Here is an 18,936-nt window from a genome sequence, read left to right on the forward strand (position 1 = left end):
AGCGACCCGTTTTACAGGGCCGCCACGTAAGCCGCGATCCACGCCAGCGGCGCGTTCCAGTTGATCGTCAGCTCGTTGGTCGACCAGGACTGAATGTCGTCGATGTAGCAGAACTGCCCGACGCAGCCGGTCAGCTTGCTCTGCGCGTACGGGTCCTGGATCGAGGTGTTGGCGCCGCCGGCGAGGGTGCCGACCGGCGGGTTGGGCAGGGCCGGGTCGAGCTGCTTGGCGTACCAGCGGCTGTGCTGGTTCTGCGAGCTGACCTCGCCGTACCCGGTCACGTACGAGATGTTGAGCGCGTTACGGCCCAGGATGTAGTCGAGCCCGGTCAGCACGCCGTCACGGTACTTGTCCTTGCCGCTCAGCTCGTGCGCTGCCGCGATGACGACCATGTTGTTGAGGATGATGCTGTTCGAGCCCCAGTCCCACGAGTTGTTCGGGGGCGCGTACGGAACCCCGTACGGGTGCTGCCGCTGAATGGCCAGGTACTTCTCGGCGCCCGCGATCACCGAGGCCTTGACCTTGTCCAGGCCGGGCAGACGGTTCGGCACCAGCGCCAGGTCCAGGCGGCCGGCCGCGGCCGTGTTCCCCCAGTCGAAGGCGCCGGCGCCGAACACGTCGGCGGTGTGCTCGGGCGACGAGAGCACGTCCGCGGAGTACTGCTTCTCCCCCGTGGTGAGGAACAGCTCGGCGGCCGCCCAGTAGAAGTCGTCGGAAACCTTGGCGTCGTTGTAGGCGCCGCCTCCCACGCCGTCGGACTCGGGCGCGAGCAGGGCCGGGTTGGCCTTGGCTGCGGCGTACGCGGTGCGGGCTGCGGCGAGCGCCTCCTGCGCGAACGCACGGTCGTACTTCTTGTAGATGCGGGCGGCCTGCGCGGCGGTGGCCGCGAGGTTGAGCGTGGCCGCGGTCGACACCGGGTGCAGCTCACGCGGTTGCGGGTCGAGGTGCGGCAGCAGCGGCAACCCGGTCCAGTTCTGGTCGTGCATCTTGTGGTGCGCCATGCCCGCGTACGGCTGTCCCGCCGGGACCTGCATCTTCAGCAGGAAGTCGAGCTCCCAGCGCACCTCGTTGAGCAGGTCGGGGGTGCCGTTGCCGCTCTCCGGGATGTTCAGCCCGACCTTGCGCAGGCCCGGGGTCCGCTCGTACGCGTTGAGCAGCTCCCACACCGAGATGCCGCCGTTGACGACGTACTTGCCGTGGTCGCCCGCGTCGTACCAGCCGCCGCGCACGTCCAGGCGGTAGTCGCACACGCCGGCCTGGCACGGCACGTCCCCGTCGCCCTGGTTGGGCGCGACGTCGACATGACCGGCCGGGCGGCCGTAGCCGGGGCGCAAGGCCTCGTCGATCGCGATCCCGCTGCGCTGGGTGTAGTAGAACTTCAAGGCGTCGGTGCGCAGTTTCGTGTACACGTCGGCGCTGATGTCGAAGGGCCGGCTGGTCTCGCCGTCGGCCGTCAGGGTGTATCCGGCGCCCTGCTTCTTGACGCTGCTGAAGTCGATCGTGTGGACGTTCTGCCCGCTGGAGACGTCAACCCCGCGCGGCTTGGTGCGCCCCTGGGCTACGGTCCTGCCGTTCTTGTCGGCAAGCTTCCACGGCTGCGCGTCCGTTTTGTCAGTGACGACCGTGGCGGCCTTGGGTCCCTGGGGCAGGTAGGCGACCTGGTTGACGCGGACCCGCGGCCCGGTGTCGGGCTCGTAGACCTCGGGTGGCACCCCGCCGACGAGCGACACGTTGTCCACGCAGAACCTCCACGGATCCGGGCTGCCGCCGACCTGGAACGCGACCTGCGCCTGCGCCGTGGTGGTGCTCGCGGTGAACGTCCACTCGTAGTGCTGCGTGTCCCCCAGCACCGGCGACTGCTCGAAGTACGTGTCGTACGGGTCGACCGCCAGCCCGACCACCGCGCGCGCGGACCGGGCCGCGCTGCCACTGGCGTCGAACGAGAACCGGTAGTTCTCCCCCGCGACCAGGTCGATGTCGTTCTGCCCGACGATCGCGTCCCACTTGTTCGCGGTGCCGCCCGGCACGTCGACACACGCCCGCCCGTCGTCCAGCGCGAGCGTCATGCCCCCGTTGGCCCAGAACGGGTCAGTGCCGTTGTCGAAGCCGCCGTTGACGATCTGTTCCACCTCGGCCGCACTGGCCGGCCCCGGCACAGCCAGCCCTGTGCCGACAAGTATTGCCGCCCCGATCACGGCCACGTTCCGGGAGCGCTCCCATAGAGACATGGAGACATATTGATAGCACTGGTGATGCCCTGTCAACGAACTCGAAACAATGCATCCGAGCAACAAGATCAACGAGCAGCGGTCACGAACTGGAAGCGCTCCCAGATTGTCGCGGACATCGTCCGCTTCTGCCCCAAGGTCAAGAGCAAGAGCCGGTGTCGCAGCGGGGCGGGGTTCGCCGCCTCCGAAGACCCGTGGCGGGACAGGTCGACCGGTCCCAGAGATCAAAACCAAGAAGCAGATGTCATAGCAGGACGGATTCGCCGCCTCCAAAGGCACATAGCGGGATAGATCCGCCACTCCCATAGATCAAAACCAAGAAGCAGATGTCGTAGCGGGGTGGTGGGTGCAGACCGTCGCTCCCGCCGAGGGCCGCGGCGGGCTTCGCTGGCCGCTGCGCGTCCAGAACGCGAAACCCACCACGGCGACCTGCGTGCGTGGTTGCGCCCGAAGACCAACCCCGACGTGACACCCGGCCCTCCACACGACCCCAGTGCAGGATGAGCAGAAACGCGGCACCGCCGAATTCCGGCCATCGCCCCGATGCGGACCCCTCTGCGGTCCCACCACGCAGGACGAGCGATGCCACGCGTGACGAGCTATACCGCGCAGGACCAGCTATGCCCCGCAGGACCAGCTATGCCCCGCAGGACCAGCTATGCCCCGCAGGACCAGCTATGCCCCGCAGGACCAGCTATGCCCCGCAGGACGAGGGGTGCCGCGGACAAGGGTCTGAAGGGCGCCCGGGAACGCGGACGGGAAGGCTCGGCGCTTTCGTGCTAGAGGGACTCGTAGAACTCGATGTGCCGGTGGGCGGCGGCTTCCCACGTGTGGGCGGCCGCCAGGGCGCGGCCCAGGGCCTGGCGTTCCGGCGAGGGTTCCTTCACGGCGGTGGTCAGGGCGGCAGCCAGCGAGTCCGGGCCGGTGCCGTAGAGGACGGCGTCGCCGAAGACCTCGCGGAGTACGGGGAGGTCGCGGACCACCACGGGAACGCCGGCGGCGAGGGCCTCCATGGCGGCGAGGCCGAAGCCTTCCTTGGTGGAGGGGAAAGCGAATGCGGCCGCGCCGGCCATCAGTGAAGGCAGGTCGTCGTGGGCGACCGGGCCCAGCACCGAAGGGGTCACGTCCAGGGAGGCGGCCAGGGCGTCCCACGAGGCGCGGTACGAGCGGTAGTCGAACAGGGTTTCGCCGCCCGCTATGACCAGGCGGTGGGACGAGCCCATCAGGGCGTACGCCCGTAACAGGTCGAGGGAGCCCTTGCGGGGTTCGATGCCACCGACCGACAGCACATAGGGGGTGTCCGACGAAAGTGGAGCAGCCGAGGCGAAGCGGGAGTAGGCGACGCCGTTCGGGATGACGGTGGCGTGCAGGCCCCAGCCCGCACGCAGTTCGGCTGCCACTGCGGCCGAGACGCAGATGTGGGCGTACGGGCGGGTCAGGGCACGCTCGTGACAGGCGACCAGCTCGGGTGTCGTGAACTGGTCGAGGTGGTGGACGGTGCGCACGCAACGGTCCACGGCGTTGGCGCTGATGCAGTCCTGGGCGTGCACAACGTCGTACGCGGAAGGGGTGAAAGCCTCCCGCAGCAGCGCGATCGACCGCAGGATGCGGGGGCCGACCTGCTCGCCCGGGATGTCGGGGAACGGGACCACGGCGAGGCGCACGCGCGGGTCGACAGGGCGGAAGAAGCCGCCGCCCCGGCCCAGGGTCCACACGGTGACGTCGTGTCCGAGGGCGGCCAGGGCCTCGGCCAGCCCCAGGGTGTGCACGACCCCGCCGCGCGGCCGGGTCGAGTAGGTGAGCAGCGCGATCCTCACCGGTACGCTCCGGGGCGCAGCTCGTCGAGGTGGCTGAGGACGCGGCGCGCGGCGGCGATCTCGTGGGCGACGTCCAGCTCGGCCACGGCCAGGCCCGCCTTCGCCCACGTACGGGCCAGCACGTTGCCGCCGGGGCCGACCACTTTCGCCTGGCCGAGGAAGCGCATCCCGCCGGCCGCCCCGGTCTGGTTGGACGACACGACGACGACCTGGTTCTCGGCGGCGCGGGCACAGTCGTACAGGTCGAACAGGCGGGACTGCCGGTCCTGCGACATCTTCGGCGCGGCGTTGGTGATGCTGGCGGGCCAGGCCGACAGGCAGGCCACGATCTGCGCGCCGTCGCGGGCCAGGGTACGGGCCGATTCCGGGAACGTCTTGTCGTAGTCGATGAGCATGCCGATCCTCCCCACGGGCGTGTCGAACGCCGCGAACGTGTCGCCGGCCCGGTACGCGACGCCCTCGGCCGCGGGCAGGTGGACCTTGCGGTGCCGGCCCAGCACGCCGTCCCCGGTCAGGCACACCGCCGCGTTGTACCGGTCGTCGCCGTCGGCCTCGCAGAACCCGACGCAGACGACCATGTCGCGGGCCGCCGCCGCGATCTGCTCGAAGACCGGGTCGTCGGTTTTGATCGCGGGCGGGAACGCGGCCGGGTCGGGGTGGCGCAGGTCGGCCAGGTATCCGCCGAGCGCCGCGTCGGGCAGCACGAGCAGGGCGGCCCCGGCGGCGCGGGCATCGCCGATCAGCTTCCCGATGCGCCCGAGGTCGTGCCCGAGGTCCCGGCCGAAGTGCGCCGCGGCGGCCGCGATCCTGGTCGCCGCCATCAGACGTACGCGGCCGGTCGGCGATCGCGCAGGTGTCCCATGTAGCGCCGCGCGTCGGCGAGGGAGCCGGCCACGTCGACGGCGGCGACGGCCATGCCGGGCACGCAGCCGGTGGTGGCCAGCACGTCCCCGCCCGGGTCGACGATCTTCGCGCTGCACACGAACCGCAGCGAGCCGAACGTGCCCGCCTGGTTGGCCGACAGCCACACGACCTGGTTCTCCAGCGCGCGGGCCCGGTCGAACAGGTCGAACCGCCGGGTCCAGCGGTCGTCGGCCAGGTCCTCGGGGGCGTTCGTCCGGGATCCCGGCCACGCCGACACGCAGACGATGATCTCGGCGCCGTCCAGGGCGAGCGTGCGCGCCGACTCCGGGAACGCCTTGTCGTAGCAGATCATCAGCCCGATCCGGCCGACCGGCGTGTCGAACGCCGCGAACGACTCCCCCGACGAGTAGCTGGCGTCCTCGCGCAGCGGCTGGTGCACCTTGCGGTGGTTGCCGAGCACGCGCCCGTCGCCGACGCAGACGACGCTGTTGTAGCGGGTGCCGTCGCCGCTGTCCTCGCAGTACCCCGCGCACACCACCATGTCGCCGGCGATGTCGATCAGCCGCGCGATCTCGGGCCCGTCCAGCCGCAGGGCCGGTGGCAGTTCGGCCTGCCCGTTCAGGTCGGCCAGATAGCCCCCGAGACACGCCTCGGGCAGGGCCAGCAGCCGTACGCCGTCCGCCCGCGCCGCCGTGACCAGTTTCTCGATGCGGTTGAAGTCCTCGTCGAGGTCGCGGTCGAACGCCTCCGCGACCGCAGCCACCTTGATCATGCTGTCCCTCCTAGCGGATCGCGGCGCACGCCCAGCATGAACCGGCCCGTCGTCACCGCACCGTTCACGCCGCGGCCCCCATTCCCGTCACCGGGCCGGTCAGCGCCTCGGTCACATCCCCGTCGGGCCAGCGCAGACCGACCCCGGATCCGGTGGTCAGTTCGCCGCAGTCGGCTGTCACCGCCGGTCCCGCCGGCGCTTGCCGGTGCGGCCCGGCGGTGAGCATCGCGAACCCGGGGAAGCAGGTCAGCCAGTCCCCCATCGACGCCGCGGCCGGTCGCGGCACCGTTGCCACGTCCAGCACCGCCCCGCATCCACCGGCCTCGGCGAGCATGCCGAGCGTCCCGGCGATGCCCGCCATCGACACGTCCTTGGCCGCCGCCGGTTGCGCGGCCGCCACGAAGCCCTGCATCTGCCGCAGCTCCTCCGGGGAACGCCCGGAGGTCGAATCCCACTGCCGCCCGTGGTAGCCGGGCCGCCACTGTCCGCCCAGGTCGGCGGTCAGCCGGACCCGGTGGCCGGGTCGTCCTCCCCCACCCGGCACGGGACGGGCGGCTCGCCCGAGCGCGGTGGCCGACAGGGCCGCCGGAACGCCCAGCTGGGTGTGCCCGCCGAGCACGGGAATGCCGTACGCCCGCGCCCCCGCCCGCAGCCCGGCGAGGATCTTCGAAGCGGCGGAGGTGTCACGGGCCCCGACCGCGTTGAGCAGCCCGACCGGCGTGGCCCCCATCGCCGCGAGGTCGTTGACGTTGACCAGCACAGCGCACCAGCCCGCCCATTCGGGGTCACGCTCGACCATCGACGGCAGGATCGCGTCACAAGCGGCGATCAGATCCGTTCCCGGCACCGGGGCCCCGTCGTCCCCGACGAACCCGGCCCCACCCGGATCGAGCCCGCCGAGCAGGCCACCCAGCGGGTTCTTGGTCGCCGCCGCCAGGGCCGCGATCCGCCCGATCGGCCAGCGCATCAGGTGATGGGGCCGCCCCGCGACGGTCACCGGCCGTACGGCGTCCCAGCCGAGCCGCTCGAACATCCGCTTGAACCGGACCTGCACGGTCGCGTCGAACCGCAACGCCCCCGCTTGCTCGGCGGCGGCGCAGGCGGCCCGCACAAGCGCCGGCCCGATCCGCTGGGCGCCGCGCACATCCGGGTCGACCACCAGGCGTCCGCCCTGCCACCAGCCGATGTCCGGCCCGTCCGTGGCGGGCCCCAGCCGCACGCCGCCGAGGAAAGCGCCGCCCGGATCGCGGGCCTCGAGAACGATCGTGCGTGGGTCGTCGTCCCGATCGTCGAGGTCGCTGCCGGTGAACAACCCCTGCTCGTGCACGAACACTCGCCGCCGCAGCCGGTCGTGGTCGGCACGCGTCCGGGCGGGCCCGATGAGGAACCGGGGCGCCCCCAGCAGAGCCGGAACGAGATCAGTCACGCGGCACCGCCCCCGGTGGAGCCGCACGCCCCGGGCAGTCCCCGCATCTGCGCGGTCATCCGCCGGCCGCCTGCAGGACGCCGCACGCGCCGCACGCCGCGCACCCGGCGGACTGGTCGGCGCCGAGCATCCCGGCCTCGCGCAGCAGCGCCGCCACCCGCGTCGAGACGTCGCGCACCAGCGACGGCGGCGGGGCCGTGACGCCGTCGCGACGGGCCAGGGTGCCGGCCATCGGGCGGAACGGCACCACGAACGGGTACACGCCCCGGGCGATCAACCCGCGGCACCCCTCCACGAGGTCGTCCGGGTCCTCGCCGAGGCCGATCAGCAGGTACGTCGACACCTGGTTGCGGCCGAACACCGCGACCGCGTGGTCCCAGGCGGCCTCGTACTCGGTCATCGGCACCGCGCCCTTGCCCGGCATCCACCGGCGGCGGACCTCGTCGTCCAGGGCCTCGGCGTGGATGCCGATCGACACCGCGCCGGCCGCGTGCAGCTCGTCGAGGACGGCCAGGTCACCCGGCGGCTCGATCTGCACCTGGATCGGCAGGCCGGGCACGCGTTCGAGGACAGCCCGCACCGACCGCACGAGGTTGCGCGCCCCGCGATCAGGGCCGGCGGTCGTCCCCGTGGTCATCACCATCTGCCGTACGCCGTCGAGCTCGACCGCCGCCGCGGCCACCTCGGCCAGCTGGGCGGGCGTCTTCGCGGCTATCGTGGCCCCGGCCCGCAGCGACTCCTCGATCGTGCAGAACCGGCAACGCTGCTCCTCGGCGTACCGGATGCAGGTCTGCACCACCGTCGTGGCCAGCACATCCCTGCCGTGCAGGCGCGCGATCTGCTCGTAGGGCACGCCGTCGGCGGTTGTCAGGTCGTAGAAGCGGGGGCGGCGTACGACCGACAGGGAAAGCCCGGTGTCGGTCTCGCCCAGCCAGAGCTTGTCATCCCGTACGGAATAAGGGCTTTGCGGGTTGATCGGGAGGGCGGCGTTGCCCCCTTCGACGACCAGGTGACCGTCGTCGCTGGGACCGGCCCCCGCCGGCCGGCGCACGGGCGTGGGCACCCGCACGCCGCGCACGGCGAGGTCGGCTCGAACGTCGATGGACATGCTTTTCAGAGCTGGTACGTCGAGTTGATGATCGCGCCCTTGCGCGCGTAGTGGATGAGCGCGTCCTGCACGTCGAGCGGGTGCGTCGGGATGACCCCCTCGATCAGGTCCTCCTCGCGCGCGCCGTGCAGCGACAGGCCGAACCGGCAGCAGTAGACCTTGCCGCCCTCGGCCATGAACGTCTTGAGCGAATTGTTGATGTTGTGCTCGCCCGGGAACGCGCTGGTGCCGGTGGTCGGGAAGCCGCGGGTGGCCAGGCAGTTGAGCGAGCCCGGTCCGTAGAAGTAGATGGCCGACTCGAAGCCCTTGCGCAACGCCCGGGTGGCCTGCAGGACGGCGACGAAGCTGACCGACGACTCGTGCGCGATGCCGTGCACGAGCGTGAAGTAACTCTGCCCCTCCTCGGCCTTGTAGTCGGGGAAGACCTTGGTGCCGCCGTAGATGCTGGAACCCTCGGCCAGGGCGGGGTGCGGGATCTCGTTGAGGCTCTTCTGCTCGAGGTCGGTCAGGTCGGTCACGGTGATCTCCTTCAGGTGTAGAGCTTGTCGAAGGTGGTCCGGAAAACGGCGTCGCCGAGCTCGCGCCCGGCCGCCGCGGCTCGCAGGCGGGCCAGTTCACCGGCGTGGTCGCCCCACGGCTCGTCGCTGGCGAACAGCACCCGGTCGTGGCCGAGGCCGCGGCGGTCGATCTCGTCGGCCAGCCAGCGCGGGGCGAAGCCGATCGCCCACGACAGGTCGGTGTAGACCTGTTTGCCGGCGGCGATCCAGTCGAAGAACCGGCCGCCGATCAGCTTGATGTGCCCGCTCATCCCGCCGCCGAAGTGCACGAGATGGATGCGGACGTCGTCGCCGTGCCGGTCGACCAGCTTGCCGACCTGGTCGATGTCGGACGCGGCGCCGGGCGAGGTGTGCACGTGAACGACCAGGTTGTGCTCGCGGGCGGCGGCGAAGATCGGCTCGAGTCCCGGGTCGTCGATGCTCCCGCCGAGCAGGAAGCTGATCTTCAGAGCCCGTACGCCGGGTTCGCCCGCCAGCTTCAGGGCATGCTCGGTGCGGGCCCGGTCGCTGGCCTTCGCGCTGACCCACAACCCGCAGCGCAGCCGGTCGTCGCGCTGGGCGGCCTCGACGACCAGGTCGTTGAAGCCGAACGCCACCTCCGGGTCGGGCACTCCGTAGTTGGGCAGGATCAGCGCCCGCTCGGTGCCTTCCCGGTCGAGGTCGGCGAGGAGCTGGTCGATCGTGGCGCGGGCGGTCACGTCCGGTTTGACCGGCGGCCCGCCGTAGAACGGATAGGCCGGCAGCACCCCCAGATGCCGGTGCGCGTCGTAGGTCATACCGGCCCTCCTGGCCCGGCGACCGCCCCGCTGACGCCGGTGCAGTCGGTCATACTGAGCCCCAGGGCATGCCCTCCTGGCCCTACACCCGCTCCGCCCGCTCCGGTGCAGTCGGTCATACTGAGCCCCAGGGCATGCCCTCCTGGCCCTACACCCGCTCCGCCCGCTCCGGTGCAGTCGGTCATGCCGCCCACTCCAGGTCCGGGTACGTCTCGGTCGGCGTGCCGGCGAGCCAGCTCACGCCCTCGGTGACCTGCATCAGGCGGGCCCGGGTGATCTGCGCGCACAGGTGCTCGGCGTCGCGGGCCACGCCGGCGAACCGTCCCGAACCCCACGTGTGCTGCCACGGCAACCCGAGGAAGTACAGCCCCGGGCAGCTGGTGACGCCGCGGTCGTGCGCCGGAAAGCCACGGCCGTCGAAGACCGGCACCTCGATCCAGCGGTGATCGCGGTGGAACCCGGTGGCCCACACGACCGACCCGATCGCGCCGGCGTCGAGGGAGGTCCGCGGCACGCCGGGCGTCCACACCGGCTCGTACCGCTTCTCCACCGGCGCCGGGATCCGCTCCCGTTCGATGTAGGCGTCGATGGCGTCCTTGATGCCCTCGGCGACCGCGTCCGCGTGGTCCAGGTTGCGGGCCAGGTCCCCGCCGAACGCAATCGTGCCGGATTCGACGCCCCGCAGCCGCCCGTACAGGCTCATGCCCTCGGTCGCGAAGCGCCGCAGGTCGATGTCGCGCCCGCCGTCCCGCCCGGTCATGTAGTGGTTGGCGCGCAGCCGCACCTCGTCGGCGTCGCCGAACTCGTGCACGCTCCTGTCGTAGTGGCCCATCTCGTCCAGCCAGGCGAGCGTGTCGCGGCCGCGGTAACGCCGGGCCGCCCGGGGCGCGCTGCCGACCGCGAGGTGCACCCGCCGTCCGCTCAGGTGCAGGTCCTCGGCGATCTGGCATCCCGACTGCCCGGTCCCGACCACCAGCACGTCGCCTTCGGGCAGCTGCCGCGGGTTGCGGTACTGCGACGAGTGCACCTGCACGATGTGGGCGGGCAGCCGCTCGGCCACCCGCGGGATCGCCGGCCGGTGATAGCCGCCCGTCGCGATCACGACCTGGTCCGCGGTGAGCACTTCGCCGTTCACCACCAGTTCGAAAGCCTTCCCCGTACGCCGGAGCCGGCTCACCTCGGCGCCTTCACGCACCGGCGGGTCGAAGGAGGCGGCGTACTTCTCGAGGAACGTGACCACCTCGGCGCCGGCCATGAACCCGTCCGGGTCGTCCCCGCTGTACGCGTAGCCCGGCAGCCGGCACTGCCAGTTCGGGGTGACCAGGCAGAACGAGTCCCAGCGCCGGTCGCGCCACTCGTGACCCACCCGGTCGCGTTCGAGCACCACGTGGTCGGCGCCGCGCTGCCGCAGATACCAGCTCATGCTCAGCCCGGCCTGCCCGCCACCGATCACGGCCACGCCGACGTGGGCGCTCACGACTCGATCCCCTCGACGAGCACATCACCGGACGGCTGCGCGATCGCCCGGGCCTCGACGAGCGCCAGGCTGCGGGCGGCGTTGCCGCACGGGAATCCGTACGCCTGCCGCACGCGCTCGGAGGCCTCGGTCAGGGCCTGCCGGCTCACGGCGACGAACTCGCCGACCGGGATCCGCTGCCCCGCCGAGAAGAAGTCCTCGACCACTGTCGAAGGTGAATAGATCCTCTGCGCCACGCCGTCCGGCCAGCGCACCAACACGTACCGTTCCGGCATGGCGTACCCCTGATCCGGCCCGTCCGCCCAGGTGAGGCGGCTGGTGATGGAGCCCAGTCAAGGAATCCGCGGTTTCGCCGAGGTTTCATCCGGAACAAGCGGCCGTTAGATGCTCCTCACATCGGCCTCGCATGTCAGCGGCGTTACCGGCATGCTGCGCGCGGGCGCCGTCCGGTCCCGCACCGGGGCTCGGGGCAGGCGCGGGACCGGAGACCGGGGCTCGACCGGCCCACCGGATCGGACTCGGCGATCGGCACCGGTCCAGGTGGATCGGATTGCCGTGCAGGCCGGGATGCGCGTCCCTCCTCACCCTTCCACTGACGTCGGCGCCGGCCCGCGGTGGTGGGTCTCGTACATCCGAATCGCGACGATGACGCCGGAGGTGGCGGTGAGCGCGGCGACGAGCCAGATCGCGGCGCGCAGGCCGAACAGGTCGGCGGTGATCCCGGCGATCAGAGCGCCGGCGGCGTAGCCGAGATCGCGCCACAGTCGGTAGACGCCGACGGCGCGGGCCCGCGACCGGCTACGACTACCTCGGCCCGGCCGAGCCCGGCTCCGGGACCGGATACCGCATCAGCGTCCGCGGCGCCGTGCGACCGGTCGATGACCGTCAGCCCCGGACGCCTCGGCCGTGACCACCCGCAACGCGAAGTCGCGCGTCTGGGCCGGCAGGCCGGCGGCCTCGATCCGCGACGCCAGCATCTCGCGTACCTCCGGCAGCCCTGACGGCACGCGCACGGCGTTGATCGCCAGATGCGCCGCGGCCAGGGCACGGGCCAGGCCGAGGACCCGCCAAGGTCGGTGTTGCAGCAGCGTGAGCATGTCCTGCCCGGCGAAGCGTTGCAGAACGAGGCCGGTCCGGCCGCCGCAGTCCACAACCTCGATCAGCCGCGGGGCGACACCGTGACCGTCCAGCGCGGTCAGTGCCGCCGCCTCGGCTCGGTGGCCGCCGGACCCGGGCCGGAAGAGCTTGACGACCGCGTCGTCGCCCCAGGCGTGCACGTCGGCCTCGCGGCCCGCTCCGATCTTCGCTCCGATCACGGCAGCGTCCTCCGACCGTCGGGGCGGGCGATGTCAGTCGCGTGCCGGATTGCGGGCGTGGACGCGTTCGACGGTGCCGGCCTTGAGCCGTTCGACCTCCACGATGTCGAACCCGGCGGCGCGGACCAGCGGGAGCTGGCGGCGGGTGAAGTGCTCCCCGGCCGCGCGGATGGTCACCCGCTCGAGCAGCCACTGCGCGGCCCGGATCGGCGGCCAGGAGCTGCCGATGTGATCCACCAACAGCAGCCTGCCACCGGGCGCCAACACACGCTTCATCTGGCCGATCGCGGCAGGCGGGTCCGGGATTGTGCACAGCGACAGCGCGCAGACCACTGTGTCGAACGACTCGTCAGCAAATGGAAGGGCTTGAGCATCGCCGGTGTGCAGGTCGACGTCGCGGCCGAGGCCGGCGGCACGCTGTCTGGCTATGGCCAGCATCGCCGGGCTCAGCTCGAGCCCGGTGATCGTCGTGCCGGGCGGGTAGTGCGGCAAGTTGAGGCCGGTGCCGATCGCGACCTCCAGGACCCGGCCCTGGGCGCGGGCGCCGAGCCATTGCCGGCCCCCGCTGAACCAGACCTTCTCGAAGAAGGCGATCTGCTTGTCGTAGCCCGGTGCGCTCTTCTCCCAAGCGCGCAGGACCTTGGCCGTCTCGTCTGATGTCGTGGTCATGAGCTGCTCCAACCGGTCCCAGGTGAGCAAAAGGTCAGGCGGTAGGGGGTAGGTGGCCGAGCCCGTCGGCGGCTGCGGCGGTGATGACTCCGGTGATGACATGCCGGATCCGGTCGGCCGCCAGGTCCGGGTCGGGCTGCCCGGCGTCCCGCCAGGCGATGATCGCCTCGACCGCCACCGTGGGGGCCAGCTGCGCTGCCCATCGGGCCCACGCCGGATCGGTGACGACCTGCGAGATCTGCGTGTGGGCGATCTCGGTGACCTGCGCGTGGAACCGGTCTGCCAAGGCCTTGAACTCCGGCTCCCGGGCGGCGTGCACGAACAGCAGCCGGAATCCGTCCGGCTCGGCGATCGCCGCCTTGAGCAGCCCATCGATGCTGGCATCGGTGAACCCGCCCACCGGCTCGGCCACAAGATCCGACATGACGGCGCAGAACCGGTCCAGCACCGCCTGGTACAGGTCGGTCTTGGAGTCGAAATGCCGATAGAGGATCACGCGGGTGATCCCGGCCTCGGCCGCGATGTCATCCAGGCCCGTCGCGGCGAACCCGTTGCGCGCGAACGCCGTCGTCGCCGCCGCGAGGATCTGCTCACGGCGCTGCGCACGCGGCAGCCGCCGCACGGGCTCCGCCCTCGCCTCCGCCACGAGACACCCTCCCACGCTTGTTGACTCCGAAGTGTCCTTCTGCCTATGTTGCCTTTCAAGTAGACACCGGCCAAGGCGTCGACGGGGAAGCAGCCGAGGTGCGCGCCCGTATCGACTCCCTCGCCGCGGCCCCGCTCCTGACCCACCCGAGCCCCGACGCCACCCACCTCCGGAGTGAGCATCGCCGAGCGCGGCGAGACGCCCTCCGGCAATTGCCGGAGGGCGTCTCCATCGGGGGGATCAGTTGGCGCAGATGGCGTACCCGCGCAGACGCCACGACCCGGAAAGGCCGTCGGCGTCCTCGACGGCGTTGATCACGCCACCGGGGCCGGCCTTGCCCAGCCGGTGCACGTGCGTCTCGCCGGCGCCGCCGCCGGACGGGCCGGTCAGGTCGAAGCCGAGGCTGTGGACCTGTTCGTCCGAGTCGCACTGCGGCGCCACCGACTTGGCAGCGTCGGAGTCGAACCCGTCGGCCGCGCCGACCGGGTGCTGGCCGGCGACCGGGTTCACACACACGGCGGTCGCGTACGTACGCCAGTTGCCGCTGAACCCGGTCTGGTCCTCGAATCCCGTCGCGGTCACCTCGGTGCCCTCCGCGTTGGGCCGGATCCCGGTGAGCACCACCTGGCTGCGGTCGGACGGGTTGTTGTACCAGGCCTCGCCGCCCATCCCGATCACGCGCTTGCCGGGGCTGCAGGTGGCCGTCGCCCCGAGGGAGGCCGGGGAGCTGAAGGCGGACTGGGCGTTCTGGTACTCCAGGCCGGGCAGGGACGAGTTCGGAGCACAGATGACCGTGCCCTCGATCCGCCAGTTGGCCGTGGTGCCGGATTCCTGCTCGCTCGCGACGATGCCGAACCCGCTGCCCGAGGTTCCCGAGCCGCTCGGCACCGCGGCCAGGATGCGCACCTGGGTCGTGCCCACGATGGTGGCGGTGCCGCCGATCGCGTTCTGCAACGGCGGGCATTCGATGCTGAGCTGCTTGAGCGCCACCGAGTTGGAGGCGGAGACGCCGCCGCGTTCCTGCAGGCCGCTCACCGCCGACGCGGGCGACGCGACAGCGGCGACGCTCGTGGCGGCGCCGGCGAGCACCGCGGCCGTGAGGGCGAAACGGCGCCACGGATGGGTGGAGGTCGTAGTCGACAACAGACTGTCCTTTCACGTGGTTGGTTGTTGCTGTTCCCGACTGTTCCGGCAAGCGCTCGCAGCCATCTTCCACGGCGCTCTCAGACAGTTGTCAGGCCCGCGACAACACCGGTTGACCGCCCGGCCGGCAGCATCCGGATCACCGCGTCCACGGTCAGCAGCTCACCCGCCCGTACGAGGTCGCTCCCGCCCGGCCACCGGGTGATTTCCCCGTACGCGTCGTCGAGCTGCCGCCGGATCCACGGCGAGACGTCCACCTCGCACCGCTGCAGCTGACGTTGCGCCGAGCCCAGCACCAACGCGGCCGTACGGCCGGGTCCACCGCGGACCAGCGCGCACGCGCAGCCCGCGATCGCCTCGGCCACCCAGAGCCGCTGGTCCGTGCGCGCGACCTCGTCGGCGAAGGTCGCGAACCACCGCAGGGCGGCGGCATGGTCCCCGGTGGCGAGATGAGCCCAGCCGAGCTTGATCCGGTAGCCCAGCATCCCGTCGGGAACGTCCCGCAGCTCACTCAGCCCGCTGGTCAGCACCTCCACCGCCACGACGCCCTGACCGGCCTCGATGAGCGCCTGTGCCGCGTTGATGCGGGTGCCGGCCCGCAACGCGAGCGAGTCGACACCGTCCAGCATGGTCAGGGCCTCCAGGGCAACCTCGGCCGCGCGCGCCGGGTGGCCCGCCGCGACGTGGGCGTACGCGAGGTAGCCCAGCGCCTCGGGCAGCCGGCGCGGGACACCAGCGCGAGCGGCCCGGACCGCGGCCTCGGCACACCGTACGGTCTCCTCGGCGTCACCGCGGTCGTCCGCCAGGCCCGTGAGCAGGGCGTACGCGGTGACGAGCCAGTCCTGATCACCGGCCGCGGCGAGCGCAGCGGTGCCCCGGACGGCCATGTCGGCGGCCTCGGCGAGGCGACCGAGGTTGCGCAGGAACGTCGCCCGCAGCACGTCCGCGCGAGCCGGCCACGACGGCGTGCCCGCGAGCCGGTCCGCGAGCCGGTCGAGCCACGTCAGGGCCGGCTCCGGTTCCTCCCGCCAGAGCCAGTACAGAACCATCGAGATGGCCAGGTCGCCGACGTCCGCGTCGTCGCCGGGGCGGTCCATGCCGTGCTGGAGCGCGGCGAGGAAGTCGGCGTAGCCGCTGTCGATCCGGGCGAGCAGTTTGTCGTCGAGGAACTGCGGGTCCCGGCACCGACCGGCGTGGTAACGGAAGTGCGCGGCCCGCGCGCGGGTCCGTTCGTCCCCGTGCCGATGGTCCCGCTCCAGGTACGCGGAGATCATCGCCGGCACCGAGTAGCGCACCTCCGGGCCGTCCCGATGCGCGGTGACCAGCCCGAGGGCGGTGAGCCGCTCGACCGCCGTGTCGGACCCGGCGCCCGCGCACACCGCCCGTACGGCGGGAACGCCGAACCGGCCGCTGAACGCGCACAACCGCAGCAGCACCCGCCGTTCCGCGGGGCGCAGCCGTTCGTAGCTCCACCCGATCGCGGCGTCCAGGGGCCCGGCCACGTCGTGGGCGGCCACAGGCTCCCGCAGCGACCCCACCAGCCGGTCGGCGACCTCGTCGATCGGCTGGTGGGCGGCGAGCGCGGCCGCCGTCTCGATGGCCAGCGGCAGTCCGCCCAGGTCCCGGCACAACCGGCCGACGCGCGACACCAACGCCGGGCCGTCCGGCCAGGCGGCGAGGAAGGGATGGGGAACCCGTTCGAGGAACAGGGTCACGGCCGCGGCGGCGGCTGCCTCCTCCGGGTCCGCGTCCGCGTCCGGCGCCGGCAGCGGCCGCACCGGAAACTCGATCTCCCCGGGCACGCCGAGCCGCTCCCGGCTGGTCACCATCGCCACCGCACCGGGGCAGCGGGACAACAGGTCCACCAGGAACTCGTGGGCGGGCCTCGCCTGCCCGGAGCAGTCCACCAGCAGGAGCAGTTCCCCCGGGCCGGCCGCCGCGGCGAGGGCGGCCGCCGGGTCCGGTCCGGCGCGGCCCGCACCGTACGCGCGGGCGAACACGTCCGGCACGTCCGCCGCGGCACGTACCCGCGACAGGTCGACGAAAACGGCGTCGGCGTCCCACTTGCGGCGGGCCACCTCGACGGCGAGCCGTGTCTTGCCCACGCCGCCGGGGCCGGTCAGGGTGATCAGCCGGTGCCCGCCGCCGAGCATCCGGATCAACTGGTCCGCCTCGGCTTCCCGCCCCACGATCGGGGACACCGGCTCGGGGACCGCGACCGGCATCACCCGTACGGCGCCGGGCTGCTCGGCCGCGTTCCCCGTTTCCCGCGCGATCAGCCGCTCGTACGCGTTCGCCATGGCGGGCCCGGGATCCAGGCCGGTCTCGTCGACCTGCGCCCGGCGGTAGGAGTGGTACTGCGCGACCGCGTCGGCGGACCGGCCCTCGACGGCGAGGGCACGCATCAGCAGGATCCGGGACTGCTCGCGCAGCGGGTCCTCGGCGATCGAGCGGCGCAGGTAGGCCGACGCGGTGGCGGTGTCGCCGGCCTCCAGCAGCCGGGCCGCGGCCCGTTCCACCCAGGACAGCTTGATTTCGCTCAGCCGCCTGGCCTCGTCCCGCAGCGCCGGGATGTCGCTCATCCCCAGGTAGGCCTCGCCCCGCCAGAGCGCCAGCCCGGCGGCGAGCAGGTCACGCACGGCCGCCGGTTCGCAGTCCTCCACCCGGTGGCCCGTGACCAGCGCCTCGAAGGCGGACGCGTCCAGGTCGGCCGGCTCCGCCAGCAGCACGTATCCCGGGCCCCGGCGTTCCAGCCCCAGCCCGGCGGCGGCCAGGGTCCGGCGTAGCCGCCACACCTGGCTGTGCAGCGCCGCGGCCGGGTCCCGCGGTCCCTCGTCCGGCCACAACAACCGGACCAGCCGGTCGGACGGCATGATCCGCCCGGCGGCGGCGCACAGCAGAGCGGCCAGCCGCTCCTGGCGACGCCCGCCGAGGGGCACGGCCTCACCGTCCGCCCCGGTCAGTTCGACGGGACCGAGGACCCGCAGCCGGGTGGTCAACGCTCCAGCCGGTAGAGGCGGAAGAAGTCGTCGTGGACCGGCAGCTCGACGCTGCGGGTGAAGCCGGCTTCCTTCGCCCACAGGTGCAGCGTGCCGGGGCGCAGCACGGTGCCGGTCGCGGCGGAGCCCGGGTCGGTCAGCTGACTCGGCAGGCAATGGGTGACGCTCCAGCCGTACATCATCCGTTCGACCTCCGTGCCCGGGGCGGTGAACTGTTCCGCCACGCGCTCGTCGACGACCAGCACGACGCCGTCGGGCGCCAGCGCTGCCCGAGCGGCTTGCAGGGCTTCCACGGGCTGAGCCATGTCGTGCAGCGCCTCGAGGAAGAACACCAGGTCGTACGGGCCCTCGTCGGCCACCCGGGCGGCTTCGCCGTGCACGAAACGCACCCGGCCGTCGAGCCCGGCCGCGGCGGCGTGGCGGCGGGCGTCCTCGATCGACGCGGCGTCGGCGTCGATGCCGTCCACCCAGGCCCGGGGGAACGCCCGCGCGACCGACTGCACGGACCAGCCCTGCCCGCAGCCGACGTCGGCGATCCTCGCGCGGGACGCCGACTCCAGCCGTGACACCACGTCGGGCATCGCGCCCAGCCAGGCCGTGGGCAGCTGATGGGTGAACGCCGGCCGGTTGATGTGGCCCTGGCCGTACCGGAACGCCGGGCCGTACGCGGCGTACGGGACGCCCTCGCCACTGCGGTAGGCGGCGGCCACCTGGGGCAGGACGCCTCCGATGCCGGCCAGCAGGTGGGCGAAGGGCGCGACGTGCGCCGGGTCGTCGGCGTCGGCGAGCACCCGGGCGTGCTCGGGGCCGAGCCGGTAACGGCGGTCCCCGTCCTGCTGGTCGACACTCAGCAGGCCCGCCACGGCCTGCTGCTCGAGCCACTCGACGGCGTAGCGCGGAGCTATGCCCGCCCGCGCGCTCAACTCGGCGGGGGTCAATGCGCCGTCCCGGCTGAGCACACGGTAGAGCCCGAGCTCCACGCCGAGGTAGATCGAACAGAGTTCCAGGGCCGAGATCGTCGCGGCGAACAGGCGCTCGGCGAGCTGGTCGGTGCGGTCGCTCATGGTGACGGTCCTTTCCGGATGGTGTTGCGGTCACGTTCACACTGGGCGGCGCCCGGCCGCGCCGGTATGGGTGA

General features: G+C 72.3%; 17 protein-coding genes. All 17 read right to left on the reverse strand.

Translation table 11 applies throughout. The features are described 5' to 3' along the window. Window positions 1-11 precede the first annotated feature (11 nt). Window positions 12-2,228 (reverse strand): glycoside hydrolase family 9 protein, encoded by a 2,217-nt coding sequence (locus C8E87_RS37550; protein WP_133878127.1) that lies wholly within the window; start codon window positions 2,226-2,228, stop codon window positions 12-14. A 779-nt stretch (window positions 2,229-3,007) separates the two neighbouring features. Next, window positions 3,008-4,045, reverse strand: a complete 1,038-nt coding sequence (locus C8E87_RS37555) for an MSMEG_0565 family glycosyltransferase (protein WP_133878128.1) — start codon at window positions 4,043-4,045, stop codon at window positions 3,008-3,010. Further along, window positions 4,042-4,866: a carbon-nitrogen hydrolase family protein gene (locus C8E87_RS37560; RefSeq protein ID WP_133878129.1), complete on the reverse strand. Its 825-nt coding sequence runs from the start codon at window positions 4,864-4,866 to the stop codon at window positions 4,042-4,044. Before C8E87_RS37560 ends, C8E87_RS37555 begins: the two co-directional genes overlap by 4 nt. Further along, entirely contained in the window at window positions 4,866-5,681 is an 816-nt protein-coding gene (locus tag C8E87_RS37565; RefSeq protein ID WP_133878130.1) for a carbon-nitrogen hydrolase family protein, read from the reverse strand. The genes C8E87_RS37560 and C8E87_RS37565 overlap by 1 nt, the downstream gene beginning before the upstream one ends. Window positions 5,682-5,745: 64 nt before the next feature. After that, window positions 5,746-7,107, reverse strand: a complete 1,362-nt coding sequence (locus C8E87_RS37570; RefSeq protein ID WP_239080109.1) for an MSMEG_0567/sll0787 family protein — start codon at window positions 7,105-7,107, stop codon at window positions 5,746-5,748. Window positions 7,108-7,162: 55 nt separating this feature from the next. Next, entirely contained in the window at window positions 7,163-8,215 is a 1,053-nt protein-coding gene (locus C8E87_RS37575) for an MSMEG_0568 family radical SAM protein (protein ID WP_133878132.1), read from the reverse strand. Between the two features lie 5 nt (window positions 8,216-8,220). Beyond that, complete coding sequence (locus C8E87_RS37580) at window positions 8,221-8,733, reverse strand: MSMEG_0572/Sll0783 family nitrogen starvation response protein (RefSeq protein WP_133878133.1); 513 nt, start codon at window positions 8,731-8,733, stop codon at window positions 8,221-8,223. A gap of 11 nt (window positions 8,734-8,744) precedes the next feature. Continuing rightward, the gene (locus tag C8E87_RS37585; protein ID WP_133878134.1) at window positions 8,745-9,548 is read right to left on the reverse strand and encodes an amidohydrolase family protein; all 804 of its coding nucleotides are present in this window, start codon (window positions 9,546-9,548) and stop codon (window positions 8,745-8,747) included. 181 nt (window positions 9,549-9,729) lie between these two features. Then, entirely contained in the window at window positions 9,730-11,025 is a 1,296-nt protein-coding gene (locus C8E87_RS37590) for an MSMEG_0569 family flavin-dependent oxidoreductase (RefSeq protein ID WP_133878135.1), read from the reverse strand. After that, complete coding sequence (locus C8E87_RS37595) at window positions 11,022-11,300, reverse strand: MSMEG_0570 family nitrogen starvation response protein (RefSeq protein ID WP_133878136.1); 279 nt, start codon at window positions 11,298-11,300, stop codon at window positions 11,022-11,024. The genes C8E87_RS37590 and C8E87_RS37595 overlap by 4 nt, the downstream gene beginning before the upstream one ends. A 306-nt stretch (window positions 11,301-11,606) precedes the next feature. After that, the gene (locus C8E87_RS46880; protein ID WP_203720602.1) at window positions 11,607-11,867 is read right to left on the reverse strand and encodes an MFS transporter; all 261 of its coding nucleotides are present in this window, start codon (window positions 11,865-11,867) and stop codon (window positions 11,607-11,609) included. 6 nt (window positions 11,868-11,873) lie between these two features. Then, entirely contained in the window at window positions 11,874-12,341 is a 468-nt protein-coding gene (locus C8E87_RS46040) for a hypothetical protein (RefSeq protein ID WP_239080110.1), read from the reverse strand. A gap of 33 nt (window positions 12,342-12,374) precedes the next feature. Continuing rightward, a complete protein-coding gene (locus C8E87_RS37610) occupies window positions 12,375-13,010 on the reverse strand; it encodes a class I SAM-dependent methyltransferase (RefSeq protein ID WP_133878137.1) in 636 nt (211 codons plus the stop codon). Between the two features lie 34 nt (window positions 13,011-13,044). Next, entirely contained in the window at window positions 13,045-13,656 is a 612-nt protein-coding gene (locus C8E87_RS37615) for a TetR/AcrR family transcriptional regulator (RefSeq protein WP_133878138.1), read from the reverse strand. Between the two features lie 240 nt (window positions 13,657-13,896). Next, entirely contained in the window at window positions 13,897-14,799 is a 903-nt protein-coding gene (locus tag C8E87_RS37620; protein ID WP_133878139.1) for a hypothetical protein, read from the reverse strand. A gap of 80 nt (window positions 14,800-14,879) precedes the next feature. Continuing rightward, window positions 14,880-17,798: an AfsR/SARP family transcriptional regulator gene (locus tag C8E87_RS37625; protein WP_166661406.1), complete on the reverse strand. Its 2,919-nt coding sequence runs from the start codon at window positions 17,796-17,798 to the stop codon at window positions 14,880-14,882. Continuing rightward, entirely contained in the window at window positions 17,795-18,862 is a 1,068-nt protein-coding gene (locus C8E87_RS37630) for a class I SAM-dependent methyltransferase (protein ID WP_133878141.1), read from the reverse strand. The genes C8E87_RS37625 and C8E87_RS37630 overlap by 4 nt, the downstream gene beginning before the upstream one ends. Window positions 18,863-18,936: the final 74 nt, after the last annotated feature.

Origin of the sequence: Paractinoplanes brasiliensis, assembly GCF_004362215.1 — a bacterium.
Taxonomy (GTDB): Bacteria; Actinomycetota; Actinomycetes; order Mycobacteriales; family Micromonosporaceae; genus Actinoplanes; species Actinoplanes brasiliensis.